The organism is Streptomyces sp. NPDC048290 (assembly GCF_040652095.1).
Classification (GTDB): domain Bacteria; phylum Actinomycetota; class Actinomycetes; order Streptomycetales; family Streptomycetaceae; genus Streptomyces.
The window spans coordinates 202,469-229,082 of the sequence record NZ_JBEZLM010000003.1 but is presented as its reverse complement, the minus strand read 5'-3'; the positions used below and the strand labels follow the sequence as shown (position 1 = coordinate 229,082).

Here is a 26,614-nt window from a genome sequence, read left to right as displayed (position 1 = left end):
CAGGGCCCCGCCGAAAAGGTTCCGGCGGGGCCCTGCGGCGAACGGGCTACCTGCCCGTGAATTTCTCGTACTCCTTGAGGACCTCTTCGGTCGGGCCGTCCATCCGCAGTTCACCGCGTTCCAGCCACAGCACCCGGTCGCAGGTGTCCCGGATCGACTTGTTGTTGTGACTGACCAGAAAGACCGTGCCGGCTTCCTTGCGCAACTCCCGGATACGGTCCTCCGAGCGCTTCTGGAACTTGCGGTCACCGGTGGCGAGCGCCTCGTCGATCATCAGCACGTCATGGTCCTTCGCCGCGGCGATGGAGAAACGCAGCCGGGCGGCCATGCCCGAGGAATATGTCCGCATCGGCAGCGTGATGAAATCGCCCTTCTCATTGATACCGGAGAAGTCCACGATTCCCTGGTAGCGCTCCGTGATCTGCTCACGGCTCATACCCATCGCGAGACCGCCGAGGATGACATTGCGCTCCCCGGTCAGATCGTTCATCAGCGCCGCGTTCACCCCGAGCAGGGAGGGCTGGCCGTCGGTGTAGACCTTGCCGCTCTCGGCCGGGAGCAGCCCGGCGATGGCCCGCAGCAGGGTGGACTTGCCCGAGCCGTTGGAGCCGATCAGGCCGACGGCCTCGCCCCGGTAGGAGGTGAAGGAGACCCCGCGCACGGCGTGCACCTTGCGCACCCCGCGCTGCTCGCCGCCGCCGCGCTTGAGTATCCGGCTGAGCGCTGCGGTGGCGCTGCCCTTGCCGGTCTTGGCGCCGTTGACCCGGTAGACGATGTGCAGCTCGTCCGCGATGACGGTGGGGATACGTGCCCCGGTGTACTGGTCAGCCACGGCCGTACTTCTCCTCCGCCTTCCAGAAGTACACGAACCCGCCGACCGCGAAGAGGACCGCCCAGCCGGCCGCGATGGCCCAGACGTGGTCGGGCAGGTTCTCCGGGCCGTAGCCCTCGATCAGCGCGAACCGGATGAGGTCCATGTAGACCGCCGCCGGGTTCCACTGGAGGATGTTCGCGATCCAGCTCGGCTTGTTGGCCAGCATGATCGGGATGGAGTACATCACCCCGGACGCGTACATCCAGGTGCGCATCACGAACGGCATCAGCTGGGCCAGGTCCGGGGTGGCCGAACCGGCGCGGGCCATGATCAGCGCGAGCCCGGTGTTGAACAGGAACTGAAGGGCCAGCGCGGGCACGATCAGCACCCAGGACATGTCCGGGAGGCTGCCGAAGGCGACGGTCACCGCGAACAGCACGATCATCGAGAACAGCAGTTGCTGGAGCTGCTGGAGGGCGAACGAGATCGGCAGCGAGGCCCGCGGGAAGTGCAGGGCCCGCACCAGCCCCAGGTTCCCGGAGATCGCCCGCACGCCCGCCATCACCGAACTCTGCGTGAAGGTGAACACGAACACCCCGGTGACCAGGAACGGGATGTACACGTCCTGACTCATACCGCGGTCGGCCTGGAGGATCACACCGAAGATGAAGAAGTAGACGGCCGCGTTCAGCAGTGGGGTGACCACCTGCCACAGCTGGCCCAGCTTGGCCTGGCTGTACTGGGCGGTGAGCTTGGCCCGGGAGAACGCCAGGATGAAGTGGCGGCGGTCCCAGAGCCGGCGGACGTACTCGACGAGAGAGGGCCGGGCCCCGCTGACGGCCAGGCCGTACTTCGCGGCGAGCTGGGCCGCCGTCAGCGACTCGTCGGGCGACACGGGCGCGGTGACCGCGACTGTGCCGTCGTGCGTTGTCTCACTCACAAGGGGAAACTTTCGTCTTCGATGTGCGCGGCCCCGGAAGGGCCCTGCACGGTCCGGGCGGCCTCCGGGCCATGACCCCGGAAACCCGTCAGGGACGAGCTTGTCAGATCACCGGTGGCCGGCCCAGTCGGGTCAGCCGCCACACCGTACGCCACTTCATGGGCCGGCGTGGACCGCACGGGCTGGTCCATCCCTCGCGGAAACCGCCGAACCAGGCGCGCAGCGCCGAGCGGGACGGGCGGCGGGCCAGGGTGAGCAGCAGCCAGACGCCGAGATAGACGGGGACCAGGGGCGCGGGCAGATTGCGCCGGGCCAGCCAGACCCGGTTGCGGGCCACCATGCGGTGGTAGACCGCGTGCCGGGAGGGGGCCGTCGTCGGGTGGTACAGCACCATGTCGGAGCGGTAGTCGATCATCCAGCCGGCGTCCAGCGCCCGCCAGGCGAGATCGGTCTCCTCATGGGCGTAGAAGAACTCCTCGGGCAGGGCGCCGACCTCGGCGAGGACCTGGGTGCGGACCGCGTTGGCGCCGCCGAGGAAGGTGGTGACCCGGGAGGAGCGCATCGGGTCGGAGGCGCGCAGCCGCGGCACATGGCGGCGCTGGGTCCGCCCGGTGTCCGGGTCGGCTATCCGGAAGCTGATGATGCCGAGCCGCGGGTCGCCGTCGAACGCGGTCCGGCACAGCTCGGCGGTGTCGGGGCGGGCGAGCAGTCCGTCGTCGTCCAGGAAGAGCAGGACGTCCACGTCCCGTCCGCCGGGGCCGAACGCCTCGATGCCGACGTTCCGGCCGCCGGGTATGCCGAGGTTCTCCGGCAGCTCGACGGTGCGGACCCCGGCCGGGACCTCGGGGACGGGCGAGCCGTTGCCGACCACGACCACCTCGACCCGGTCGCCGTCCTGGGCGGCGATGGAGTCCAGGAGGGCGCGCAGTTCCCCGGGCCGGTTGCCCATGGTGATGACGACGGCGCCGACCTTGGCGGCGGCCGGACGGGCGGCGCCGGTGCCCTGCGGCTCGGGCGCCCTGCTGCGCGGGATACGGGGGGCGGTGCCGGAGCCGCCCCGGGGCTCGCCGTCGCCGCCCGGTGCCCGATCGGCCCGGTCGGCGCGCTCCGCGCCGGAGCCCGCGCTCACCGGAGCCTGCTCGACACGAGGATGGACACCAGGTGCAGCAGGGTCTGGAGCACGGCGATCCCGGCGAGCACGGCACATCCGAGGCGGGTGAAGAACAGATCCCCTCGGGAGGCGTCGACGATCGCCAGCAGCAGGATCAGCAGGGACGCCTCGATGCCGAGGATCAGCCGGTGGAACTTGAGGGCGGCGGCGGCCCGGCGGGCGAGCGCCATCCCCGACGAGCGGGGTTCGGCGGCGGACTCCTGCACCGGGGGCAGTCCGCCCTGGTGGCGGGCGACCCCGACGAGGTCGGTCTCGGCCTTGATCAGGATGGCGCCGAGCGCGGCGAGGGTGCCGAGGAACGCCCACAGCCAGTCGATGCGGCCCTCGCCCCAGACGTCGGCGGCGCGCAGTCCGAGGCCGACCAGGACGGCCGCGTCGGTGAGGTAGGCGCCGACCCGGTCCAGATAGACCCCGCCGAGGGAGTACTGCTTCTTCCAGCGGGCGATCTCGCCGTCGACGCAGTCCAGCAGCAGATACAGCTGGACCGCGACCACGCCGAGCACCGCGCCGGTGATGCCGGGCACCAGCAGCGCCGGGAGCGCGAGCACACCGCACAGGGTCATCAGGTACGTGAGCTGGTTGGGCGTGACCCGGGTGTTCACCAGGTAGCGGTCGACGCGCAGCGACACCTCGCGCATGTAGAGGCGTCCCGCCCAGTGCTCACCGCTGCGCCGGTCCTTGACCCCGGCGGGGTGCACGACGGGCCTGAGTTCAGCTACCGATGGCCTTGACATAGTCGGCGTAGATGTCCTTGATCTGGTGGGTGTTCAGGTCGAGGTGTTCGAGGATCGTGTAGCGGCCGGGGCGGGTGCGCGGGGCGAACTCCACGACCCGGACGAATTCCTCCTCCGAGAAGCCGATCTCCTGCGGCAGGACCGGCAGTCCGTGGCGGCGCAGCACATCGGCCATGAAGGCCGACTCCTCGTGGGCGCCGCGCAGGTACATCGCGAAGGCCGCGCCGAGTCCGCACTGCTCGCCGTGGGCGGCGGCGCGCCGGGGGTGGAGCAGGTCGAAGGCGTGGTTGATCTCGTGGCAGGCGCCGGAGGAGGGCCGGGAGTCGCCGGACACGGACATGGCGATACCGCTGAGCACCAGCGCCTCGGCGAGGACCTGGAGGAAGTCGTTGTCGCCGATGCCGCCGGGGTGGCGCAGCACGGCCTCACCGGCCTGGCGGGCCATGGCGGCGGCGAGGCCGTCGATCTTCTCGCCCTTGACCTGGTGGGCCAGCTCCCAGTCGCGGATGGCGGAGATGTTGGAGACGGCGTCGCCGATCCCGGCCCGGACGAAGCGGACCGGGGCCTCGCGGATGACGTCCAGGTCGATGAGGACGGCGATCGGGTTGGGCACGCCGTAGGAGCCGCGTCCGGCGTCGTTGTCGAGGGTGGCGACCGGGGAGCACAGTCCGTCGTGGGCGAGGTTGGTCGGCACGGCGACCAGGGGCAGTCCGACCCGGGCGGCGGCGAACTTGGCGCAGTCGATGATCTTGCCGCCGCCGAGCCCGACGAGGGCGTCGAAGTGCCCGGCCTTGATGGCGGCGGCGAGGCGTACGGCGTCGTCCAGGGTGCCGCCGCCGACCTCGAACCAGGTGGCGCCGGGCAGCGAGGGCGCGACCCGCTCGCGCAGCCGGGCGCCGGAGCCGCCGCTGACGGCGACGGCCAGCTTGCCGGAGTGGGATATTCGCTCGTCGGCGAGGACCGCCCCGAGGTCGTCCAGGGCGCCGGGGCGGATGTCGACGACGACCGGGGAGGGGATGAGCCTGGTCAGTACCGGCACGCGATCTCCCGTCCCCGGGCCAGATCGTCGTGGTTGTCGATCTCGACCCAGTCGACGTCGCCGATGGGCGCCACGTCGATCCGGAAGCCGCGGTGCACCAGCTCCTGGTAGCCGTGCTCGTAGAACTGCTGGGGGTCGGACTCCCAGACCGTGCGCAGCGCGTCGCCGAGTTCGGGGGCCGCGTCGCCCTCGATGAGGGTGACGCCGATGTACTCGCCGGTGGCCTCGGCGGGGTCCATCAGCTTGGTGATCCGGGTCATGCCGCGCTCGGCGTCGGCGACGACCTTCATCTCCTCGTCGGCGAGGTCCTTGACGGTGTCCAGGGCGAGGATGATCTTCTTGCCGTCGCCGCGGGCGGCGAGCAGGGTCCGCTCGACGGAGACCGGGTGGACGGTGTCGCCGTTGGCGAGGATCACCCCGTCCTTGAGGGCGTCCCGCCCGCACCACAGGGAGTAGGCGTTGTTCCACTCCTCGGCCCGGTCGTTGTCGATCAGCGTGATCTTGAGGCCGTACGTCTGCTCCAGGGCGGCCCGGCGCGCGTAGACGGCCTCCTTGCGGTAGCCGACGATGACGGCGGCCTCGGTGAGGCCGATCTCGGCGAAGTTGGCGAGGGTCAGGTCCAGCACGGTCGGCTCGCCCTCGACGCCCTCGGGCCCGACCGGCACCAGGGCCTTGGGGAGGGTGTCGGTGTAGGGGCGCAGACGCCGGCCGGCGCCGGCCGCCAGCACGAGGCCGATCATGCGGGTTCTCCTTCGTCGTGTACGGCGGGCGCTCCGGCCCGGTGCGAGGCGACCCAGAACCGGACGCTCTCGGCGACCACCAGCAGGGCCAGGGCCACCGCGAGCGCGGTGAGCGCGAGGGCGAAGGCGTCCCCGGTGAGCAGCGCGGCCAGCACGGCGACGAGCAGCACGCGCCCTTCCTGCCCCCCTGCGGTCCGCACCAGCCAGGCCGGTGGCGCCCCGGCGTTCCCGCGGATGCGGTAGACCGTGTCGTAGTGATGGTAGGCGACAGCGGCAACCAGCCCGAAAGCCGCCGGTAGCGCTCCGTTCACCTCCGCGTGGGCGGCCAGCACCAGGACGGTGCCGTACTCGGCCACCCGGAACAGCGGCGGGACCAGCCAGTCCAGGGCGCCCTTGAGGGGGCGGGCGAGGGCCTGACCGGCGGAGACCGCGTAGACGAACGCGCCCACGACCGGGGCCCAGGTGATGCCGGAGAACAGCGAGACGGCGAGGACGGCGGTCCCGGCGGCGGCGATCAGCGGCGGGGCGCCGAGGCGGGCGTGGGTGATCCGCGCCACGGTCTGCGCGAGCGGTCCGTTGTCGGCGAGGTCGGCGAGCGCGTGGGCGGCGCGGTCGGTGCGGTGGGCCTTGCGGGTCAGGGAGCGCAGGATCCGCCCGGCGGTGGTGTAGGCGGCGGCCAGGGCGCAGCCGACGAGCAGCGCGTAGAACGTGACGCGGGGGGTGGTGAAGGCGGTGAGCAGGGCGATCATGGCCCAGCGTTCGCCGATCGGCAGCACGATCATGCGGCGCAGCCAGACCGTCCAGCCGACGCTGTCGAGGCGGTCGGAGAGCGCCGCGGTGGGGCTGGTGTTGGCGGTGGCGTCGTGGTTGGCCTCGTTGAAGGAGAAGTCCACGACATGGCGGCCGGTCTGGAGGATCATCGCGGCCAGCGCGAGCGCCCACACGTCGTCGCCGCCGCGGGCCGCGCCGAGCGCGAGTCCGGCGTAGTAGGCGTACTCCTTGGCCCGGTCGAAGGTGGCGTCGAGCCAGGCGCCCAGCGTGGAGTACTGGAGCGAGTAGCGGGCGAGCTGGCCGTCGGTGCAGTCCAGGACGAAGGACGCGAGCAGCAGGACACCGGCCGCGGCGAACCCGGCGCGGGTGCCGGTGGCGGCGCAGGCGGCGGCGATCAGCGCGGTGATCAGGGAGGCGGTGGTGACCTGGTTGGGGGTCAGTCCGCGGCGGGCGCACCAGCGGGCCAGATAGCGGGAGTAGGGGCTGATGCAGAAGGTGGTGAAGAAGCCGTCGCGGGCTTTTACGGCGGACTTCAGGCGGACGGCCTCGTCGTCCACGGCGGCCACCGCCTGGCGGGCCTCGTTGCGGGCCTGGGGGTCGGCGGGGACCTCGGCGACCAGGGTGCCCAGCTCGGGGCGGTGCGGGGCGGTGCCGTCGGCGGTGAGGGCGGCGGCGACCCGGTCCGGGAGGCTGTCGACCAGCACGCTGGACTCGGCGGAGCGCTCGCGGGCCAGCGCCCGGGTCAGCTCCTGGCGGGCGGCGGGCTGCGCGGTGACGGCGCCGGGGACGGCGGCGAGCGGGAAGCGCGGGTCGGTCAGCCCGAGCCGCAGCGCGTGCGGGTGGCCGACGAAGCGGGCGTCGACCAGGGCGACCCGGTCGGCGCCGGGGACCTGGGCGAGCAGGGTCTCGGCGTCGGCCGGGCCGGAGGCGACGCGGACCTCGAAGCCGAGCGACCGCAGATCGCCCTCGATGGACGATCCCGGGACCGGCTGGCCGGTGAGGATGGCGGTCGGCAACCGAACTCACTCCCTGGGGGCCGACGCGTCCGCGCCGGTCATGTGCATGGTGGGGGCGCCCTTTTGGCGCCTGTGGAGGCACCGGAGGGGCGGCATCCGGCAGAGGTTATCGGATGATCGGAAGGCCGTGTTCACCGGCCGTTCACGGCACGGACGGCGCGCTTTGCCCTGCCTGTGCTGTCGATCATCATGAGGTATGGGCGGGTCGCGGGCCAAAACCGTCCCCGCGCGGGGCGGCTCCCCGGCCGCGGCGGGGCGAGGGCACCGGTGACCGGGGCCGCGCGGCCCGGCTGCTGGCCGGCTGCGGCCCGGCTTAAGGTGGGCGTCCATGACGTGGCTGATCACCGGCGGTGCCGGTTACATCGGGGCCCATGTGGTGCGTTCCATGACCGCGGCCGGGGAACCTGTGGTCGTCCTGGACGATCTGTCGTCCGGGGTGGCGCGGCGACTGGCGGCGGATGTGCCGGTGGTGCACGGCTCCTATCTGGACGGGCCGCTGCTGCGCGGACTGTGCGCCGACCACGCGGTGACCGGGGTGGTGCACCTGGCGGCCCGCAAACGGGTCCCGGAGTCGGTCGAGCGCCCCACCCTGTACTACCGGGACAACGTCGGCGGGCTCGCCACGCTCCTGGAGGCGGTCGCGGAGGCCGGGGTACGGCGGTTCCTGTTCTCGTCGTCCGCGGCCGTGTACGGCGCCCCGGACACGGAGCTGATCACCGAGGACACCCCGTGCGCCCCGCTGAACCCGTACGGCGAGACCAAGCTGGCCGGCGAGTGGCTGGTCCGGTCGGCCGGGTCGGCGTACGGCATGGCGACGGCGTGTCTGCGCTACTTCAACGTGGCGGGCGCCGCCGCCCCGGAGCTGGCCGACACCGGGGTCTTCAACGTGGTCCCGATGGTCTTCGACCGACTCACCCGCCACGAGGCGCCGCGGATCTTCGGCGACCGGTACCCGACCCCCGACGGCACATGTGTGCGGGACTACATCCATGTCACCGATCTGGCCGAGGCGCACCTCGCGGCGGCCCGGCGGCTGTCCGCCCCGGGCGCGTCCGGTGATCTGACCGTGAACATCGGGCGCGGCGAGGGGGTCTCGGTGCGCGAGCTGGTGACCCTGATCGGCGAGGTGACCGGCGACCGCCGCCCCGCGCTGGTCGAGGGGCCCCGCGCGGGAGACCCGCCCCGCGCGGTGGCGTCCGCCGCGCTGGCCGCGAAGGAGCTGGGCTGGACGGCCCGGCTGGGGCTGCGCGAGATGGTCGGCTCGGCATGGCGCGGCTGGTTGCTCCAGCACCCCTGAGACTCCCCAGACTCCCCCACATGCCCTGACCTGCATTTCATTTCCGCAGGTCAGGGCACATGACAACGGTGTTCAGTGCCGCGTTGCCCGATACCCCCCACCCGTAGTTCACTGTGATCGCGAGCCGATCACAGGAGGCGGTTTTTCATGGGTGCTGGGCACGATCACGGACATACGCACGGTCCACCGGCGGGCAGCGGAACGGCGGCGGCTGCCTACCGGGGCCGGCTGCGGATCGCGCTGGGCATCACCCTCAGCGTGATGGTCGTGGAGATCGTCGGCGGTCTGCTCGCCGACTCCCTCGCCCTGATCGCGGACGCCGCGCACATGGCGACCGACGCCGTGGGGCTCTCGATGGCGCTGCTGGCGATCCACTTCGCCAACCGGCCGCCCAGCGAGCGCCGCACCTTCGGTCTGGCCCGCGCCGAGATCCTCGCCGCGCTGGCCAACTGTCTGCTGCTGCTCGGCGTCGGCAGCTATGTGCTGTACGAGGCGATCCAGCGGTTCATCACCCCGGCGGAGACCGCGGGCGGCACGACCATCGTCTTCGGTGTGATCGGTCTGGCCGCCAACATGGTGTCCCTGTCGCTGCTGATGCGCGGCCAGAAGGAGAGCCTCAATGTGCGCGGCGCCTTCCTGGAGGTGGCGGCGGACGCGCTGGGCTCGGTCGCGGTGATCGTCTCGGCCGCGCTGATCCTGCTCACCGGCTGGCAGGCCGCCGACCCGATCGCCTCGCTGGTGATCGGCCTGATGATCGTGCCGCGCACCCTGAAGCTGCTGCGCGAGACACTGGACGTGCTCCTGGAGTCGGCCCCCAAGGGCGTCGACATGACGGAGGTACGGGCCCACATCCTGGCCCTGGAGGGCGTGGAGGACGTGCACGACCTGCACGCCTGGACGATCACCTCGGGCATGCCGGTGCTCTCCGCGCACGTGGTGGTCCGCTCGGACGTGCTGAGCGCCATAGGGAACGAGAAGATGCTGCACGAGTTGCAGGGCTGCCTGGGCGATCACTTCGACGTCGGGCACTGCACCTTCCAGCTGGAGCCCAGCGGACACGCGGAGCACGAGGCGGGGCTGTGCCACTGACCGGCCGACCCGGCTGACGCGGCTGACGCGGCTCACCCGGGGGGACGGCCGACCCGGTGGGGCCGGGAGCGGGGCGGGGAGCCGAGGGGCGGGGACCCGGAGCCGAGGGGCGGGGAGCTGGGAGCCGGGGGCGGGGAGCCGGGCGCGAGGGGCGGGGAGCAAAGGGGGGCGCATCCGCCGGGGTGCGCCCCCTGATCTGTCGTTCACGCCCCCTTCTGCGGCGATTCCGCCCCCGGCCCGCCGGGCAGATCACCTTCTGGGCCCGAGAAGGGCGCCCGTGCCGGGCGGGGGACATGCCGGGTGTGCCCGGGAAGTACCGGGCACCGCCCGATTCGTACGGCAGACTGGGGCGAGGACCGAGGCGAAGGATGGGTATGCCGATCACACCTGCCACCGCGACGCACCGTGCGTCGGACGGCACCGCGGAAGCGATCATGCTCGAACTGGTCGACGAGAGCGGTGTGACCATCGGCACCGCCGAGAAGCTCGCGGCGCACCAGCCGCCCGGACAGCTGCACCGGGCGTTCTCGGTCTTCCTCTTCGACGAGCGCGGACGGCTGCTGCTCCAGCAGCGGGCGCTCGGCAAGTACCACTCCCCCGGCGTCTGGTCGAACACCTGCTGCGGCCACCCCTACCCCGGCGAGGCCCCGTTCGCGGCGGCGGCCCGGCGCACGTACGAGGAGCTGGGAGTGTCGCCGTCGCTGATGGCCGAGGCGGGCACGGTCCGCTACAACCACCCGGACCCCAAGTCGGGTCTGGTGGAGCAGGAGTTCAACCATCTCTTCGTCGGCATGGTCCAGGCGCCGCCGCGGCCCGACCCGGAGGAGGTCGGCGAGACCGCGTTCGTGACACCCGCCGAGCTGGCCGAGCGGCATGGCGCGGACCCCTTCTCGTCCTGGTTCATGACCGTGCTGGACGCCGCGCGGCCCGCGATCCGGGAGCTGACGGACCCGTCCACCGGCTGGTGACACGAGCGGGCACGACCCGTGCGGGAGCCCGCCGGAAACGTTCCGGCGGGCGGCGCGAAGGGGGCGTGTCCCCGCTCAGCGGACCCCGGTCGCGGTGAGTGGCAGCGCCGCCCAGATCACCTTGCCGCCGCGCGCGGTGTGCTCGACGTCGCACACCCCGCCCGCCTCCCGGGTGATCTCGCTGACCAGCAGCAGCCCCCGGCCGCCCGTACGGCCGTGGTCGGCCTCCAGGGCGGTCGGGCGGTAGGGGTGGTCGTCCTCCACGGACACCCGGACCCACTCCGCGCCCACCGCGACCTCCACGGCCAGCGTCGGCGACAGCACCGCGGCGTGTCGCACCGCGTTCGTGACCAGTTCCGAGACGATCACCAGCAGCCCGTGGGCCACGTCCTCGGCGACCGGCACGCCCTGGCGCCGCAGCAGGTCCCGCACCGCGTGCCGGGCCTGCGGGACGGAGGCGTCCACGGCGGGCGCGCTGAACCGCCAGACACCCTCGTAGGGCAGCGGCGGCGGGGCGCTCGTCCGCTGCGGGGCACTGGCCTTGAGGGGTCTGTCCGCGCCCGCCGGCCGGAGGTCGTCCATCGTGCGGTCGCCACCCTTGCGCTCGATTGTCACCACACGTCGAGTGTTGAGAACGCCCCGCTCCGGTCCACGGAGCTGAACTGAAGTCAGCGACTATCGAACGCTTCTGATCGTTGCCGTATGACGCGGTCGGCTCAGGGACTGCTCCTGACCCCTCGTGCCGACTTCGCGAACTCTTCGGGTTGTACGGGTTTGACCCCACCGCCGCCCGGTTCGTCCCGCCCGCGAGGGCCAGGGGGACCGGACGGGCCCGGATAGCATCCGGCCCATGGAGCCGCAGCTGCTGCACAGCGTCGCCGACTCGGTCGCCACCGTCGTCGTCCACCACCCGGCCCGGCGCAATGCCATGACGGCGGACATGTGGCGGGCGCTGCCCCCGCTGCTGGACCGCCTCGCCGCCGACCCCGCCGTCCGGGTGCTGGTGCTGACCGGGGCGGGCGGCACGTTCTGCGCCGGGGCCGACATCACCGGGCTGCTCGACGCGCCCGACGAGGCGCGGGATCTGGCGGTGGCCGCGGAGGAGGCCCTCGCCGGGTTCCCCAAGCCGACGCTGGCGGCGGTCCGCGGGTACTGCGTGGGCGGCGGGGCACAGTTGGCGGCGGCCTGCGATCTGCGGTTCGCGGAGGAGGGCGCGCTGTTCGGGGTGACCCCGGCGAAGCTGGGGATCGTCTACCGGGCGTCCTCCACGCGGCGGCTGGTGGCGCTGGTCGGTCCGGCGACCGCCAAGTACCTGCTGTTCTCCGGCGAGCTGATCGACTCGGCGCGGGCGCTGCGCACCGGTCTGGTGGACGAGGTGCTGCCGGAGGGCGAACTCGGCAAGCGGGTCGCCGAGTTCACCCGGACGCTGGCCGCCCGCTCGCTGCTGACCCAGGCGTCGGCGAAGGAGTTCGCGGGCGGCCGGACGGACCGCGACGCCCACTGGGAGGCGCAGGCCCGCGCCAGCGGGGACGGCGCGGAGGGGGTAACGGCGTTCCTGGAGCGCAGGGCGCCGGAGTTCGGCTGGACGGTGCCCGGCTCGGCCCCGTGAGGCGACCGGGCTCCTGATGGTGCCGGGTCCCCCGGCCGCCCCGCCCGGCCCCGTGAAACGACCGGGCTCCCGGTGGTGCCGGGTCCCCCGGCCGCCCCGCCCGGCCCCGTGAGGCGACCGGGCTCCTGATGGTGCCGGGTCCCCCGCCCGTCCCGCTCGGCCCTGCGGGGGACCCGGCTCCCGGTGGTGCCGAGTTCCCCGCCCGCCCCGCTCAGCCCCCTGAGGCGACCCGGCTCCCGGTGGTGCCAGGTCCCCCGGCCGCCCCGCCGGGGCCCGCCCTGATCCCCGGTTGTCGGTGCCACCTGCCACAATTGCGGCGCAACCCGAAGTGGAGAAGGCGGTACGGCTCGTGACGACACCCGGGTCCCTGGCAGTGGGGTCCATCGAAGGCAGGATCGCCGAGGAACTCGGCGTACGGGAGCGGCAGGTCAAGGCCGCCGTGGAGCTGCTGGACGGCGGTTCGACGGTGCCCTTCATCGCCCGCTACCGCAAGGAAGCGACCGAGATGCTCGACGACGCCCAGCTGCGCACGCTGGAGGAGCGGCTGCGGTATCTGCGGGAGCTGGAGGAGCGCCGGGCGGCGATCCTGGAGTCGGTGCGTGAGCAGGGCAAGCTCACCGAGGAGCTGGAGGCGCGGATCCGGGGCGCCGAGACGAAGGCGCGGCTGGAGGACGTCTACCTCCCCTACAAGCCGAAGCGGCGGACGAAGGCGCAGATCGCCCGGGAGGCGGGTCTTGAGCCGCTGGCCGAGGGGCTGCTCGGCGATCCGTCCGTGGAGCCGCAGGCCGCCGCCGCCGCGTTCGTGGACGCGGACAAGGGAGTCGCCGATGCGCAGGCCGCGCTGGACGGGGCCCGCGCGATCCTCACCGAGCGGTTCGCCGAGGACGCGGATCTGATCGGTGAGCTGCGCGAGCGGATGTGGGGGCGCGGGAGGCTCGCGGCGAAGGTGCGGGAGGGCAAGGAGGAGGCGGGCGCGAAGTTCGCCGACTACTTCGACTTCGCCGAGCCCTTCACCGCGCTGCCCTCGCACCGGGTGCTGGCGATGCTGCGCGGCGAGAAGGAGGAGGTCCTCGATCTCGCCCTGGAGCCGGAGGAGGCGACCGAGGGCCCGTCGTCGTACGAGGGGATCATCGCCCACCGGTTCGCCATCGCGGACCGTGGGCGGCCCGCCGACAAGTGGCTGACGGACACGGTCCGCTGGGCCTGGCGCACCCGGGTGCTGGTGCACCTGGGCATCGACCTGCGACTGCGGCTGCGGACGGCCGCCGAGGACGAGGCGGTCGGGGTGTTCGCCGCCAATCTGCGTGATCTGCTGCTCGCCGCCCCCGCGGGCACCCGGTCGACGCTGGGTCTGGACCCCGGTTTCCGGACCGGCGTGAAGGTGGCCGTGGTGGACGCGACGGGCAAGGTCGTGGCCACCGACGTCATCCACCCGCACGTCCCGGCCAACCGCTGGGACGAGGCCATCGCCAAGCTGGCCCGGCTGGCGAAGGAGCACGCGGTCGAACTGGTCGCGATCGGCAACGGCACGGCGTCCCGCGAGACCGACAAGCTCGCCGCCGACCTGATCACCCGGCACCCGGAGCTGAACCTCACCAAGGTGATGGTGTCGGAGGCGGGCGCGTCGGTGTACTCGGCGTCGGCCTTCGCCTCGCAGGAGCTGCCGGACATGGATGTGTCGCTGCGCGGCGCGGTCTCCATCGCCCGCCGCCTCCAGGACCCGCTGGCCGAGCTGGTGAAGATCGACCCGAAGTCGATCGGCGTCGGCCAGTACCAGCACGACCTGTCCGAGGTGAAGCTGTCCCGCTCGCTGGACGCGGTGGTGGAGGACTGTGTGAACGGCGTCGGCGTGGACGTCAACACGGCCTCGGCGCCCCTGCTGTCCCGGGTCTCCGGCATCACCTCGGGGCTCGCCGAGAACATCGTGGCGCACCGCGACGCCAACGGCCCGTTCACCTCCCGCGCCCAGCTGAAGAAGGTGTCCCGGCTGGGCCCGAAGGCGTACGAGCAGTGCGCCGGGTTCCTCCGCATCCGTGGCGGCGACGACCCGCTGGACTCCTCCAGCGTGCACCCCGAGGCGTATCCGGTGGTCCGGCGGATGGTGAAGACCGCCGGTCAGGAGGTCGCGGCGCTGATCGGCAACACATCGGTGCTGCGCTCGCTGAAGCCCGGTGACTTCGTGGACGAGACGTTCGGTCTGCCGACCGTCTCCGACATCCTGAGGGAGCTGGAGAAGCCGGGCCGCGACCCGCGCCCCGCGTTCAAGACGGCCACGTTCAAGGAGGGCGTCGAGAAGCTCGGCGACCTGTCCCCGGGGATGGTCCTGGAGGGCGTGGTCACCAATGTGGCGGCGTTCGGCGCGTTCGTGGACGTCGGTGTCCACCAGGACGGTCTGGTGCATGTGTCGGCGATGTCGAAGACGTTCGTCAAGGACCCCCGCGATGTGGTCAAGCCGGGCGACATCGTGAAGGTGAAGGTGCTGGACGTCGACATCCCGCGCAAGCGGATCTCGCTGACCCTGCGGCTGGACGACGAGGCGGCCGGGCAGGAGCGCGGCACCGGGGGCGGCCGGTCGCAGCAGCGGGGCGGCGGGCGTCCGCCGCAGCAGCGCCAGGGCGCGCCGCGCGGCGGTGACCGGGGCGGGTCCCGTCAGGCGCCGCCGCCCGCGAACAGCGCGATGGCGGACGCCCTGCGCAAGGCGGGTCTGCTGAACCCGAAGGACGGCAAGCGCCGCTGAGACGGTGACTGGAGGGCCCGGTTCCGCCCCACAGGGGGTCGGGGCCGGGCCTTTCGGGTCCGTACAGCGCGGGGGGGGCGGCGGCGGCTCGGCTCCGCACGGAGGGCGGGCCCAGGGGGTCGAATCGTCTCCCCGAGGTGTTGCGGGCTCGGCTCCGCGCGGGGGGGCGGGCACAGGGGGTCGAATCGGTCCCCGCGAGGTGTTGCGGGCTCGGGACCACACGGGGGGGCGGGCACAGGGGGCCGAATCGGCCCGCGAGGCGTGGCGGGCTCGGGACCACACGGGCGGGCGGGCTCAGAGGGCCGATTCGGCCCCCGCGAGGCATCGCGGGCTCGGCTCCGAACAGGGGGCGGGCCCCTGCCGTCCGTACACCGCAGCGCGAGCCGCTCCCCCATCGCCCCCCGGTCGCTCGGCGGCGCACTCCCATGGAAACGGCCCGCGCCGGTCAGCGTTCCGTGACCTTCCCGTCCGAAACCTCCAGGCGGCGGGTGACCTGGACCGCGTCCAGCATCCGGCGGTCGTGGGTGACCAGGAGGAGCGTGCCCGTGTAGGCGTCCAGGGCGGATTCCAGCTGTTCGATGGCCGGGAGGTCCAGGTGGTTGGTGGGCTCGTCCAGGACCAGCAGGTTGACGCCCCGGCCCTGGAGCAGGGCGAGGGCGGCGCGGGTGCGTTCGCCGGGGGACAGGGTGTCGGCGGGGCGCAGCACATGGTCCGCCTTCAGGCCGAACTTGGCGAGCAGGGTGCGGATGTCGGCGGGTTCCGTGTCGGGGACGGCGGCGGCGAACGCGTCCAGCAGGGTGCGCGGGCCGTGGAACAGCCCCCGGGCCTGGTCGACCTCGCCGATCAGCACGCCGGGGCCGAGGGTGGCGCCTCCGGCGTCCAGGGGGACGCGTCCCAGCAGCGCGCCGAGCAGAGTGGACTTCCCGGCGCCGTTCGCGCCGGTCACGGCGACCCGGTCGGCCCAGTCGACCTGGAGGGTGACCGGTCCGAGGGTGAAGCCGCCCCGCCGTACCTCGGCGTCCCGCAGCGCGGCCACGACGGCGCCGGCGCGCGGGGCGGCGGCGATCTCCATACGCAGCTCCCACTCCTTGCGGGGCTCCTCGACGACCTCCAGGCGTTCGATCATGCGCTGGGTCTGCCGGGCCTTCGCGGCCTGTTTCTCGCTGGACTCGCTGCGGAACTTGCGGCCCAGCTTGTCGTTGTCCCCGGCCTTGCGGCGGGCGTTCTTGACGCCCTTGTCCATCCAGGAGCGCTGCATCTGGGCGCGGTCCTGGAGCGCGGCCTTCTTGTCGGCGTACTCCTCGTAGTCGTCCCGGGCGTGTCGGCGGGCCACCTCGCGCTCCTCCAGGTAGGCCGTGTAGCCGCCGCCGTAGAGGGTGATCTGCTGCTGGGCGAGGTCGAGTTCGAGGACCTTGGTGACCGTGCGGGTGAGGAACTCGCGGTCGTGGCTGACGACGACCGTGCCCGCGCGCAGCCCGGTCACGAACCGCTCCAGGCGTTCCAGGCCGTCGAGGTCGAGGTCGTTGGTGGGCTCGTCGAGGAGGAAGACGTCATAGCGGGAGAGGAGCAGGGAGGCGAGGCCCGCGCGGGCGGCCTGGCCGCCGGACAGGGACGTCATGGGCTGGTCGAGGCCGATGGCGAGGCCCAGCGCGGCGGCGGTGTCCTCGGCCCGCTCGTCCAGGTCGGCGCCGCCGAGGCCGAGCCAGCGCTCCAGGCTGACGCTGTAGGCGTCGTCGGCGCCGGGTGCCCCGTCGACCAGGCCCTGGGTGGCCTCGTCCATGGCCCGCTGGGCGGCGGCGACCCCGGTACGGCGGGCCAGGAACTCCCGCACGCTCTCCCCCGGGCGGCGCTCGGGCTCCTGCGGGAGGTGTCCGACGGTCGCGGTGGGCGGGGAGAGCCGCAGCTCGCCCTCCTCGGGCGCGGTGAGCCCGGCGAGCAGCCGCAGCAGGGTCGACTTTCCGGCGCCGTTGGCACCGACCAGTCCGATCACATCGCCGGGCGCGACGACCAGGTCGAGCCCGGAGAACAGGGAGCGGTCGGCGTGTCCGGCGGCGAGGTTCTTGGCGACGAGGGTGGCAGTCATCAGGGGGCCGATGCTATCCGGCGGGGTGGTCGGCGCTCCGGGGGCGTCGGCCGGGATGGGAGGACCGGTCGCCCGCACGCTCCCCGCGCTCCGGGGACGTCACGGGCGACGGGCCACCGGCTGGACCAGGACCCCGCCCGCCGTCCGGGCCACCACGTACGACTCGCCCCGAACCGCGCGGGCGTCCAGGGGGATGCGGTGGTGGCCGGGTTCGAGGACGCCGTCGAAGAGAGGGTGGGTGTGGGTGCGGTAGAGCCGGTCGAGGCGGTAGGCGGTGAGCTGGACCCGACAGGGGGAGGTGACGTCGACGCCCGCCTCGCCGTCGCCCGCGACCAGCCCGGTCAGGCGGCGCCGCTCGGCGGGGCCGGGGTCGAGGGCGTGCTCTATCTGGGCGACCAGCAGCGGGATGATCGGGGCGAGTCCGTCGACGTAGGCGACCGTCACGTCGGCGCGGGTGAACGCCTCGCGGACGGCGGCGCGTTCTCGCTCGCCGACCGCGCGGCCGAAGGCGACGGCGCCGTAGCCGCGCAGTTCGTCGGCGGGCACGTCCTGGGCGTCACGGGTGATGTCGGCGCCGATGCCGATGGTGCGCAGGGCGGCGGCGAGCTTGGCGAGGACGGCGACGCGGGCGCCGATCAGCAGCACCCGGCGGCGCGGGGCGGCGGGTTCGGCGGTGTCCAGCAGGGCGTGCAGGGCGGCGCGGTAGTCGGCGCCGCGGAAGCGGAACGGCCCTATCCCGTGGTAGCCGTTGCGTTCCAGGTCGGCTTCGGGGGCGGTCTGCCAGGCGAAGTCCCGCCAGACGTAGTCGTCCTCGTCGCGTTCGATGACGGCGGTCACGGCGCCGCAGGCGAGGTCCTCGCACTCGGGACAGCCGTAGATGACATGGCGGGCGCCGGGCAGCGGGGCGTCCGCCTCCAGCAGCAGTCCGCGGACCTGCTCGGTGAAGATCGCGGGTGGGACGTCGGAGGCGAGCGGGGAGACGGCGTCGAGGTCGGAGAGCTGGAAGAGCAGCGGGCGGCCGTCGACGAGGAAGTCGACGAAGTCCCGGTGGATCTGATAGCCCCCGTCCGACAGCACACCCCCGGCACGTATCGCAGGGGCCAGGCCGAAAGTCGCGTACGCGGCAGACATGCCCTGAGTATCCCCAGTCGGACACCTCCCTGAGCGCGGCATGACACATTCCGCTACGGTCGCGGTGTGACGGGCCAAGAGCGGGACGACGTGATCGTCGTCGGCGGTGGGGTGATCGGGCTGACGACGGCCGTGGTGCTGGCCGAGCGGGGCCGGGACGTACGGCTGTGGACACGGGACGCGGCCGAGCGGACCACCTCGGCGGTTGCGGGCGCGCTGTGGTGGCCGTACCGGATCGAGCCGGCCGAGTCCGTGCACGCGTGGGCGCTGCGGTCGCTGACGGTGTACCAGGAACTGGCGGAGCGGGGGCCGGAGACCGGCGTACGGATGGTCGAAGGGGTACTCGCCGAGACGGACCCTGACGAGGTGCGCGGGTGGGCCGGGGACCGGCTGGCGGTGCGGGCGTCGCGGGAGCGGGAGTACGCCGGGGGGCCGGGCATGTGGGCGCGGCTGCCGCTGATCGACATGCGGACGCATCTGGGGTGGCTGCGCGAGCGGCTGCGCGCGGCGGGCGGCACGGTGCAGGAGCGGTCGGTGTCCCCCGGGTTCCCGGAGGCGGACGCGCCGGTCGTGGTCAACTGCACGGGGCTGGCCGCCCGTGAGCTGGTGCCGGACCCGGCGGTGCGGCCGGTGCGCGGGCAGTTGGTGGTGGTGGCCAATCCGGGGCTGGAGACCTGGGTGGTGGCCGCCGACTCCGGTGCGACGGACAGCACGTACTTCTTTCCGCACGGCGACCGGCTGGTGCTGGGCGGCACCGCGGAGGACGGCGAGTGGTCCACCGCTCCGGACCCGGCCGTGGCGGCGGCGATCGTCCGGCGCTGCGCGGAGCTGCGGCCGGAGATCGCGGGGGCGCGGGTGCTGGAGCACCGGGTGGGGCTGCGTCCGGCGCGGGACGCGGTGCGGCTGGCGGCGGAGCGGGAGCCCGGCGGGCGGCTGCTGGTGCACAACTACGGGCACGGGGGCGCCGGGGTGACGGTGGCGTGGGGCTGCGCGGAGGAGGCGGCGGGGTGGTGCGGGGCGTGACGGGCGGGGGTGACCTGTGGGTGGCGGGGCGGGAGGTATGCCCCCCTCGTAGAACGGGAGGTGTCCCCCGTACGACGGGAGGCTTGACCTCCGTGGAGCGGGAGGTGTGTCCCCGCCCCGCCGTCCGTCAGGGACCGGCCCTCACGGACCGGTCCTCATGAACCGGATGTCGCTCAACCGCCGGACGGGTGCCCGCAGTCCGGGTCGGGCGTGGCGGCCGTGAGGTGGTACGTGGCCCGGCCGTCCAGCAGCATCGGCACCAGCGCGCGCAGCGACTGCCGCAGCGGTACGTAGCTGCCCCGCCGGTCGTGGCGGACCTGGACGCCGTGCAGCGCGAGTTCGTCCCCGACGTCCGCGTACTGGGCGTCGGTGAGGCGGTAGGCGCAGGGCGGGTCCTGGAGCACCTCGGCGGGTTCGGGCGGGTCGTTGTCGGCGCCGCCGAGATAGACCGGGCCGGTGTCGCGGTACCCGGCGAGGCGGGCGGCGGCCGTCGCCGTCCCGAGCCGGGCGCGACGGTCGTCGGTGTAGCCGAACAGGCCGTCGAGCGCGGCCAGTTGGGAGTGGACCCGGCGCCGGTTGTTGAGCGCCTCGTCGGCCTGCTCGGCGTCGGTGAGCGGGTCGACGCGGGACTCGATGAGCAGTCCGACGGCGTGCTTGGCGCCGGACATGTTGCGCAGGATGCGTTCCTGTCCGTCCCCGGCGACCTGCCGGACCGGTTCACCGGTCACGGGGTCGGTCCAGATGCCGTAGGTGCCGGTGGTGTACCCGGCGGCCTGGGCGGCGGGCCGTACATAGGTCCGGGAGAGGGTCTGCGCCTCGTCATGGACGGCGGACGCCGTATTGAGGTTGCGGGGCCACAGATCGAACAGGTCCTTGTCGTAGTAGCGCGGGGTGGACCCGTATTCGTGCAGGTCGTAGATGACGTCGGGGCGCCGGTCGCGGATGACGGCGGCCAGGGCGCGAGCCTCGCGGGTGGCGAGGGCCACATGGTCGCGGTTGATGTCGACGCCGTCGGAGTTGCCCCGGGTGTCGGCGGCCCGGCCGTCGGGGTTGGCGGTGGGCACGACCAGGACGGTGGTGCGGTCCAGGAAGCGCCGGGTGGCGCGGTCCGTGGCGTAGGCGAGGTCCCGGACCGTGGTGAGACAGGCTTCGCGGCCGGAGGGTTCGTCGCCGTGCTGGCTGCACACCAGCAGGACGGTGGTGGCGCCCGCGCGGGCGCCGACCCGGACGAGCTGGAGGGGCCGGTCCTGGGCGGTGGTGCCGATACGGGTGACGGAGACCCGGTCACTGGCGCGGTCGACGGCGGTCAGGAAGCGCTGTTCCTCGGGCTGGGTGGTCCAGCGGGCGCCGTCGGTGCGTTCGAAGCCGGTGCGTGGAGGCGCCTCCTGTGCGCGGGTCTCCTGGGCGGGGGGCACATGTGCCGGGTTCGCGTGTGCCGGGGCGGCGGTCAGGGCCGCCGTGACGGCCGCGAGGGTCAGGGTCAGGGCCTGTATGCGGTGTTTCACCGGCCTCCCTCCGGGACGCGCTGGACGGTCCGGGGCGGTTCGACACCGTCGAGTCCGGCGGCGGGGGCGGTCGCCGTGGCGCCCGCGGTGGCACGGGCGAAGGCGGTGGTGCCGCCGACGACCGGGACGTACGCCGTGGTGCGGGCGAGGTCGAGGGTGAGGGCAGGGGTGTCGGCGGGCGGCTCGATGAGGCCCTCGTCGGTGCCCGCCACGATCAGGGCGAGCCGGTGTCCGGCCGGGACGACATGGTCGGTGGCGGCCAGGTCCAAGGTGATCGTGTACTTCTTGCCCGGGGTGAGCGGGGTGCCCTTGCCGTCGCCCCGGTGATGGCCGAGGTCGGCCCAGCCGCGGCTGACGACGGTGTGCTCGACGGCGGTGGTCTTCGCGGCGGTCTCGCGGAAGCAGGCGCTGTCACCCGGGGTGCTGGCGCCCCAGCAGGTGCGCTGCGGCAGGGTGGTGATGCCTTCGCCGGAGGCCGCGTAGTCCCGGATGGTGGCCGGGCCGAGGTCGACCAGGACGGCGGAGAGATGGGCCGTCGGGGTGCTGGCGGCGGCGGTGACGGTGACCTTCGAGGAGCCGGACAGCCGCAGGTCGCGGGTGAGCGGTCCGGTGACGAACCCGGCCTTCTCGGGGGTGGACACGCCGATGTCGGTGGCCCAGTCGCCCTCGTCGCGCGTCGGGTCGTCGGTGAAGGTCTCGGTGCCGCGGCCGGTGCGCTGGCCGAGGGTGCCGACACCGGGGGCGGTGCCCTGGGCGGGCTTGAGGCGGACGGTGCCGGTGGTGCGCGGCGGCCAGGTGGTGGAGGTGACCCACTGGTCGGGGGCGCGTTCGAGGTCGGCCATGGGTTCGTCGTCGATGCCGTTGTCGTAGCCGAGCAGTTCATGGTCGAACCAGCGGTGCAGGGTGGTCACCCAGTCGGCGCGGCGGAAGTCGAAGGGGTCCACATGACCGGCCTGGGTCAGCCAGATCTTGCGGTCGACGCCGTTCCTGGCGAGGGCGTCCCACCACTGGCCGAAGTGCTTGGCGCGGACGTTGAGGTCCTGCGTGCCGTGCACGACGAAGACGCTGGCCTTCACTCGGTCGGCGTCGGGGACGTAGTTCCGCTCGGTCCACAGGCCGGTCCAGTCGCCGGAGCGCGGGGCGCCCTCGACGATGTCCTCCTGGACGGCGCCGCAGCGGGCGCGGGCGGCGGGGCTCTCCACGTAGTTCGACAGCCAGTCGGGGCCGGAGCCGAAGAGGGGGGCGCCCTGGGCGAAGTAGTAGTCGTACCAGGAGGAGATCGCGCCGATCGGGACGATGGTCTCCAGGCCCTCGACGCCGGTGGCGGCGACCCCGTTGGCGATGGTGCCGTCGTAGCTCTTGCCGATCATGCCGGTGCGGCCGTTGCTCCAGGTGGCCTTGGCCCGGGTGGTGCCGGTGGGGGTGGTGTAGGCGGTGCCGCGGCCGTTGAGCCAGTCGACGACGGCCTTCGCGGACTGGATGTCGGAGCGTCCGCCGACGTCCACACAGCCGTCGGAGCGATTGGTCCCGGCCAGGTCGACACCGACGACGGCGTAGCCGCGCGGGACGAAGTAGTTGTCGTAGTACAGCGGCATCTGGACCACGTTCCCGGCCGCGTCGTACGTCTTGCGCTGGCTCTCGTTGCCGCGTCCGCAGCACGAGTAGTAGGGGCTGGCGTCCATGATGACGGGGACGCGGCGGCCCTCGCGGGCGGGTTCGGCGGGGCGGACGATGTCGACGGCGACCCGGTCGGTGCGGCCGTCGCCGTCCCCGTCGAGCCGGGTGTCGACCCAGACGGCCTCGCGGACGGCGTTCTCGTAGGAGTGGACGGGCTGGCTGGTGCGCGGGGTGTGCGGGGCCTTGGCCTGTGCTGCCGGTGCGGTCAGGACGGTGGCCATCAGGGCGGCCGTGGCCGCCGTCGCGAGCGGTCTCCAGATCGTGAAGCGCGTGCGTTTCGGCATGGGGCGGACGGTACCCCCGTCAATTCCCGGGCAGAAGACGGCATCTGTGCGACACCTGTGGAGAAGGTGGCCGGAAGTCGCCGGTGGGGCGCAGTGAGGCGAGGTGCGTCGATGTCGGCCGAATGGCGATCGTGTGACAGGCGTGGCCATGGACAGCGGGGCGGGGGCGGGGCGTACATAGGGTTCGAACAGCCTTCCACCCCCTACGACTTGGAGCCTTCGTGCACCGCAGAATCATCGCGCCGGGAGCGCTCGCCGCGGCCTCGCTGCTGCTGGCGGTCCCGGCATCGGCCGCCGGTGTCTCCCCCGGCGCGCCGGGCATCGGCGACCCCTACTACCCGGACTACGGCAACGGCGGCTACGACGTATCCCACTACGACCTGCGGCTGACGTACCGGCCCGGCACCGACCGGCTGGACGGCACCGCGACCCTGCTGGCCCGCACCACGCAGGACCTGTCCCGGTTCAACCTGGACTTCCTGCTGGATGTCTCCGAGGTCCGGGTCAACGGCATCCCCGCCGCCTTCACCACGTCCGGCGTCCATGAACTCGTCGTCACTCCGCGCACACCACTGGCCAAGGGTACGGCGGTCACCGTCGTGGTGCGCTACTCCGGCGTGCCCTCCTCGAAGGAGGCGTACGGCTTCACGAGCTGGCACCGCACCCCGGACGGCGGGGTCGCCGCGAACGAGCCCGAGGCGGCCTGGTGGTGGTTCCCCAGCAACGACCACCCGCTCGACAAGGCCACCTTCGACGTCTCCGTGCAGGTCCCCGATGGCACTCAGGCCATCTCCAACGGGACCCTCCAGTCCACGAGTTCCCGCGCGGGCTGGACCCGCTACAACTGGCGCTCGAACAAGCCACAGGCCACGTACCTCGCCACGCTCGCCGTCGGCCGCTTCGACATCACCCGCTCCACCACCGAGAGCGGTGTGCCGGTGCTGAACGCCTACAGCGAGGACCTCGGTGACTACGAGGCCGCCGCGCGGGCCAGCATCGAGCGGACCGGCGAGATCACCGACTGGCTGACCGGCTACTTCGGCCCCTACCCCTTCAACGCGGTCGGCGGCTACGTCCCGAACACCGGCACCGGCTACGCGCTGGAGACCCAGACCCGGCCCTTCTACAGCCCGCGCCAGTTCGTGAACGGCTCCAACACCTCCGTCGTCGTCCATGAGCTGGCCCATCAGTGGTACGGCGATCTGGTGTCGGTGACCGGCTGGCAGGACATCTGGATCAACGAGGGCTTCGCCCGCTACGCCCAGTGGCTGTGGTCCGAGCACGAGGGCGAGGGCACGGCCCAGGAGATCGCCGACTACGTGTACGCCTCCCGTACGGCCGACGACCCGTTCTGGACGGTGCCGCCGGGCGACCCCGGGCCCGAGCACCAGTTCGACATCGCCGTCTACGACCGCGGCGCGCTCGCCCTCCAGGCGCTGCGCAACACGATCGGCGACAGCGACTTCTTCGCCATCCTCAAGGGCTGGCCCCGCGCGTACGCGCACGGCAACGCGACCGTCGCCGACTTCCGGCGCTACGCCGAACGGATCAGCGGGCAGTCGCTGACCACGCTGTTCCAGACGTGGCTGTACGAGCCGGTCAAGCCGGGGGCACCGGCGGCGTCCGACGCGGTCGACGCCGGGCGCGCGGCGGCCTCACGGCTCTCGCCACCGGAGTCGTGGGAGAAGATCGCGGCGACCAATGGGGTGCATGAGCACTGACGTCCGCGCGGGGTCGGCGTGGGCGCGTCGACGGCGGTGGGCACGCGGCGGCGGCCTCGCGGCCCACGCGGTGGCTGAGCACGACGGCACGCGCGCTGACGCCCACGCGGCGTTGGAGTGGGGACGCGCCCGGGTCCGCGGCGACGGACACCGGCCCACAGAGACGGCCCCGCAGCCGAAGCACGGCGACGCACCAGGGGCACGCGCCCTGACGCCCACGCGGCGTTGGAGTGGCTCCACAGTGACGTGCCGGGACGCGCCCGGGTGCTGACGCGCCGGGGCGCGTCCCTCGGTCTACGGTGGGCCTGTGCGCCGGAGGGCCCGTACCGCACGGGTCGTCGTCGTGCGCGCGGGTCGGCCGGGCGCCCGCCGGGCGGGCCTTCGGACGTGAGCGAAGGAGCCGTAGCGTGCGGGACGTCGCGATCATCGAGGCACCGTCCGTACTGGGACTGCGGCCCACCGGGGTCGAGGAACTGCCCGAGGCGCTGCTGGGCGCGGGGCTCGCCGAGGGGCTGCGGGCGGTACGGGCCGGGCGGGTCGAGCCGCCGCCCTATCTGCCGGACCGGGACCCGGAGACCGGGGTGCTCAATCCGGCGGGTATCGCCGACTACTCCGTACGGCTGGCGGACGCGGTGGGCGCGGTGCTGGACGACGGGATGTTCCCGCTGGTGCTCGGCGGGGATTGCAGCATCCTGCTCGGCAATCTGCTGGCGCTGCGGCGCCGGGGACGGTACGGGGTGTTCTTCCTCGACGGCCACACCGACTTCTACCAGCCGGAGGCCGAGCCGGTGGGCGAGGTGGCCTCCATGGCGCTGGCCCTCGCGACGGGGCGGGGGCCGGGCGTGCTGGCCGATCTGGAGGGGCGCGGGCCGCTGGTCGCGGACGAGGACGTGGTGGCGTTCGGTTTCCGGGACGCGGCGGAGTCGGCGGTGTTCGGGGTGCAGCCGCTGCCGGACGAACTGCTCGCGCTGGATCTGCACACCGTGCGGGAGATCGGGGCGGTGGGGGCTGCGCGGGAGGCGTTGGAGGTGCTGTCCGGGGAGTCGGGCGGGGAGGGGTACTGGGTGCATCTGGACGCGGATGTCCTGGACGACGCGGTGATGCCGGCGGTGGATTACCGGTTGTCGGGTGGGCTGGCTTGGCAGGAGTTGGATGCGGTGCTGGGTGCTGCGCTGGCTGATCCGGGGGTTCGGGGGATGTCGGTGACGATCTTCAATCCTCGGCTGGATGCGGGGGGCGATATCGCGCTTCGGTTCACCGAGTGCGTGGTGGGGGCGTTCGAGAGGGCACGGGGGGTGGGGTGAGGTCGGGGGTGTGTGCGGGCCGGTGGGGCTTGTTCGCGCAGTTCCCCGCGCCCCTGAAAGCCTCGGCCGTCCCCGACGCCTGGAGGGGTCACCCCCTAGGGGCGCTGGGGGTACCCCCTCTGGGGGAGGAACTGCGCGAACTGCCCCCACCGGGCCGCAGGTCACACGAGACCTCGCTCACCCCGTCGGTGATACTGCTGCGCATGAATCGTCGTCGTGAGGGTGTGGAGACGGGGGCCGACCCCCTGACCGTCGACGGGCTGGCCGCACGGGCCGGCGTCACCGTACGCACGGTCCGCTTCTACGCCACCAGGGGCCTGCTCCCACCCCCCGCGCTGGGCCCGCGCCGCGTGGGACAGTACGGCCGCGCACACCTCGCCCGCCTCGCACTGATCGAGGAGCTGCGCCACCAGGGCATGACCCTGGCCGCCATCGAACGGTACGTGCACCGCCTGCCGCCCGACCTGAGCGCCGACGACCTCGCTATCCACCGCGCGGTGGTCGCCGCGTGGGCGCCGGACGCGCTGGAGACGGTGGACCGCGCGGAGCTGTCCCGGCGCGCCGGGCGTGACCTGGGCGACCCGGACCTGGCGCGCCTGGCGGCGATGGGCGTGATCACCGCCGACGGGACGGCGGCGTTCCGCGTGGAGCCCGCCCTCCTGCGGCTCGGCGTCGAACTGCTCGACGTACCGCTGTCCCCGGAGGCGATCGTCGCCGCCCGCACCGTACTGATCGAGCACTCGCGCGCGGCGGCCCGGGAGCTGTCGGGGCTGCTGCGCGCGGAGGTGGCGGAGCGGGACAGCGACGCGGTGCGGTCGTTGTCGGCGCATATGCAGCCGATCGTGGTGCAGGCGCTGCTGACGGCCTTTCAGCGCTCGCTCAAAGAGGAGCTACGGGCATGGCAGCAAGGGGAGCGGGACACGGACCCGCGCGGGTAGGGCGCCGCCGGGCATACGCAGCC

At 73.1% G+C, this 26,614-nt stretch carries 21 protein-coding genes; 9 read left to right on the top strand and 12 right to left on the bottom strand.

The window, feature by feature from the left end:
• Positions 1-46: 46 nt before the first annotated feature.
• The 7 genes from AB0D49_RS05830 to AB0D49_RS05800 all read right to left on the bottom strand — a co-directional run bounded on the left by AB0D49_RS05830 (position 47) and on the right by AB0D49_RS05800 (position 7,225).
• The gene (locus tag AB0D49_RS05830) at positions 47-832 is read right to left on the bottom strand and encodes an ABC transporter ATP-binding protein (RefSeq protein ID WP_362751313.1); all 786 of its coding nucleotides are present in this window, start codon (positions 830-832) and stop codon (positions 47-49) included.
• On the bottom strand, positions 825-1,754 hold the full coding sequence (locus AB0D49_RS05825) for an ABC transporter permease (RefSeq protein WP_362751310.1): 930 nt from the start codon (positions 1,752-1,754) through the stop codon (positions 825-827). Before AB0D49_RS05825 ends, AB0D49_RS05830 begins: the two co-directional genes overlap by 8 nt.
• 103 nt (positions 1,755-1,857) lie before the next feature.
• Positions 1,858-2,787: a glycosyltransferase gene (locus tag AB0D49_RS05820; RefSeq protein WP_362752084.1), complete on the bottom strand. Its 930-nt coding sequence runs from the start codon at positions 2,785-2,787 to the stop codon at positions 1,858-1,860.
• A 92-nt stretch (positions 2,788-2,879) separates the two neighbouring features.
• Positions 2,880-3,623, bottom strand: a complete 744-nt coding sequence (locus AB0D49_RS05815; RefSeq protein ID WP_362751307.1) for a CDP-alcohol phosphatidyltransferase family protein — start codon at positions 3,621-3,623, stop codon at positions 2,880-2,882.
• Between the two features lie 13 nt (positions 3,624-3,636).
• Complete coding sequence (locus AB0D49_RS05810; protein WP_362751304.1) at positions 3,637-4,698, bottom strand: iron-containing alcohol dehydrogenase family protein; 1,062 nt, start codon at positions 4,696-4,698, stop codon at positions 3,637-3,639.
• Positions 4,686-5,438 carry a phosphocholine cytidylyltransferase family protein gene (locus tag AB0D49_RS05805; RefSeq protein WP_362751301.1) on the bottom strand — a complete coding sequence of 251 codons (753 nt, stop codon included), beginning with the start codon at positions 5,436-5,438 and terminating at the stop codon, positions 4,686-4,688. Before AB0D49_RS05805 ends, AB0D49_RS05810 begins: the two co-directional genes overlap by 13 nt.
• Positions 5,435-7,225: a DUF5941 domain-containing protein gene (locus tag AB0D49_RS05800; protein WP_362751298.1), complete on the bottom strand. Its 1,791-nt coding sequence runs from the start codon at positions 7,223-7,225 to the stop codon at positions 5,435-5,437. The genes AB0D49_RS05805 and AB0D49_RS05800 overlap by 4 nt, the downstream gene beginning before the upstream one ends.
• Positions 7,226-7,553: 328 nt before the next feature.
• Between AB0D49_RS05800 and galE the strand changes: the two genes are divergently transcribed.
• The 3 genes from galE to idi all read left to right on the top strand — a co-directional run bounded on the left by galE (position 7,554) and on the right by idi (position 10,579).
• Positions 7,554-8,522 carry a UDP-glucose 4-epimerase GalE gene (gene galE / locus AB0D49_RS05795; RefSeq protein ID WP_362751295.1) on the top strand — a complete coding sequence of 323 codons (969 nt, stop codon included), beginning with the start codon at positions 7,554-7,556 and terminating at the stop codon, positions 8,520-8,522.
• A gap of 147 nt (positions 8,523-8,669) precedes the next feature.
• Positions 8,670-9,611 carry a cation diffusion facilitator family transporter gene (locus AB0D49_RS05790; RefSeq protein ID WP_362751292.1) on the top strand — a complete coding sequence of 314 codons (942 nt, stop codon included), beginning with the start codon at positions 8,670-8,672 and terminating at the stop codon, positions 9,609-9,611.
• Positions 9,612-9,985: 374 nt separating this feature from the next.
• Positions 9,986-10,579 (top strand): isopentenyl-diphosphate Delta-isomerase, encoded by a 594-nt coding sequence (gene idi, locus AB0D49_RS05785; RefSeq protein ID WP_362751289.1) that lies wholly within the window; start codon positions 9,986-9,988, stop codon positions 10,577-10,579.
• A 75-nt stretch (positions 10,580-10,654) separates the two neighbouring features.
• Here the strand turns inward: idi and AB0D49_RS05780 are convergent, their stop codons facing one another.
• The gene (locus tag AB0D49_RS05780) at positions 10,655-11,197 is read right to left on the bottom strand and encodes an ATP-binding protein (RefSeq protein WP_362751287.1); all 543 of its coding nucleotides are present in this window, start codon (positions 11,195-11,197) and stop codon (positions 10,655-10,657) included.
• 232 nt (positions 11,198-11,429) lie between these two features.
• Here AB0D49_RS05780 and AB0D49_RS05775 point away from each other — a divergent pair, with 232 nt between their 5' ends.
• Complete coding sequence (locus tag AB0D49_RS05775) at positions 11,430-12,188, top strand: enoyl-CoA hydratase-related protein (protein ID WP_362751284.1); 759 nt, start codon at positions 11,430-11,432, stop codon at positions 12,186-12,188.
• A 349-nt stretch (positions 12,189-12,537) separates the two neighbouring features.
• A complete protein-coding gene (locus AB0D49_RS05770; protein ID WP_362751281.1) occupies positions 12,538-14,925 on the top strand; it encodes a Tex family protein in 2,388 nt (795 codons plus the stop codon).
• 445 nt (positions 14,926-15,370) lie between these two features.
• Here AB0D49_RS05770 and AB0D49_RS05765 read toward each other — a convergent pair whose 3' ends face one another.
• Both AB0D49_RS05765 and AB0D49_RS05760 read right to left on the bottom strand, forming a co-directional pair.
• Positions 15,371-17,008 carry an ABC-F family ATP-binding cassette domain-containing protein gene (locus AB0D49_RS05765; protein ID WP_362751278.1) on the bottom strand — a complete coding sequence of 546 codons (1,638 nt, stop codon included), beginning with the start codon at positions 17,006-17,008 and terminating at the stop codon, positions 15,371-15,373.
• A gap of 99 nt (positions 17,009-17,107) precedes the next feature.
• Positions 17,108-18,139 carry an oxidoreductase gene (locus AB0D49_RS05760; protein WP_362751275.1) on the bottom strand — a complete coding sequence of 344 codons (1,032 nt, stop codon included), beginning with the start codon at positions 18,137-18,139 and terminating at the stop codon, positions 17,108-17,110.
• Between the two features lie 66 nt (positions 18,140-18,205).
• On the opposite strand from AB0D49_RS05760, the gene AB0D49_RS05755 reads away from it, so the two are divergent.
• Positions 18,206-19,162: an FAD-dependent oxidoreductase gene (locus AB0D49_RS05755; RefSeq protein WP_362751272.1), complete on the top strand. Its 957-nt coding sequence runs from the start codon at positions 18,206-18,208 to the stop codon at positions 19,160-19,162.
• 173 nt (positions 19,163-19,335) lie between these two features.
• Here the strand turns inward: AB0D49_RS05755 and AB0D49_RS05750 are convergent, their stop codons facing one another.
• Positions 19,336-20,667 carry a M14 family metallocarboxypeptidase gene (locus AB0D49_RS05750; protein ID WP_362751269.1) on the bottom strand — a complete coding sequence of 444 codons (1,332 nt, stop codon included), beginning with the start codon at positions 20,665-20,667 and terminating at the stop codon, positions 19,336-19,338.
• A complete protein-coding gene (locus AB0D49_RS05745) occupies positions 20,664-22,628 on the bottom strand; it encodes a Xaa-Pro dipeptidyl-peptidase (protein ID WP_362751266.1) in 1,965 nt (654 codons plus the stop codon). The genes AB0D49_RS05750 and AB0D49_RS05745 overlap by 4 nt, the downstream gene beginning before the upstream one ends.
• 221 nt (positions 22,629-22,849) lie before the next feature.
• Between AB0D49_RS05745 and AB0D49_RS05740 the strand changes: the two genes are divergently transcribed.
• The 3 genes from AB0D49_RS05740 (at position 22,850) to AB0D49_RS05730 (ending at position 26,591) form a co-directional block, all read left to right on the top strand.
• Positions 22,850-24,349 (top strand): M1 family metallopeptidase, encoded by a 1,500-nt coding sequence (locus tag AB0D49_RS05740; RefSeq protein ID WP_362751263.1) that lies wholly within the window; start codon positions 22,850-22,852, stop codon positions 24,347-24,349.
• A gap of 407 nt (positions 24,350-24,756) precedes the next feature.
• Positions 24,757-25,653, top strand: coding sequence for an arginase family protein (locus AB0D49_RS05735; RefSeq protein ID WP_362751260.1), 897 nt, complete (start codon positions 24,757-24,759; stop codon positions 25,651-25,653).
• A 203-nt stretch (positions 25,654-25,856) separates the two neighbouring features.
• The gene (locus AB0D49_RS05730; RefSeq protein ID WP_362751257.1) at positions 25,857-26,591 is read left to right on the top strand and encodes a MerR family transcriptional regulator; all 735 of its coding nucleotides are present in this window, start codon (positions 25,857-25,859) and stop codon (positions 26,589-26,591) included.
• Positions 26,592-26,614 lie beyond the last annotated feature (23 nt).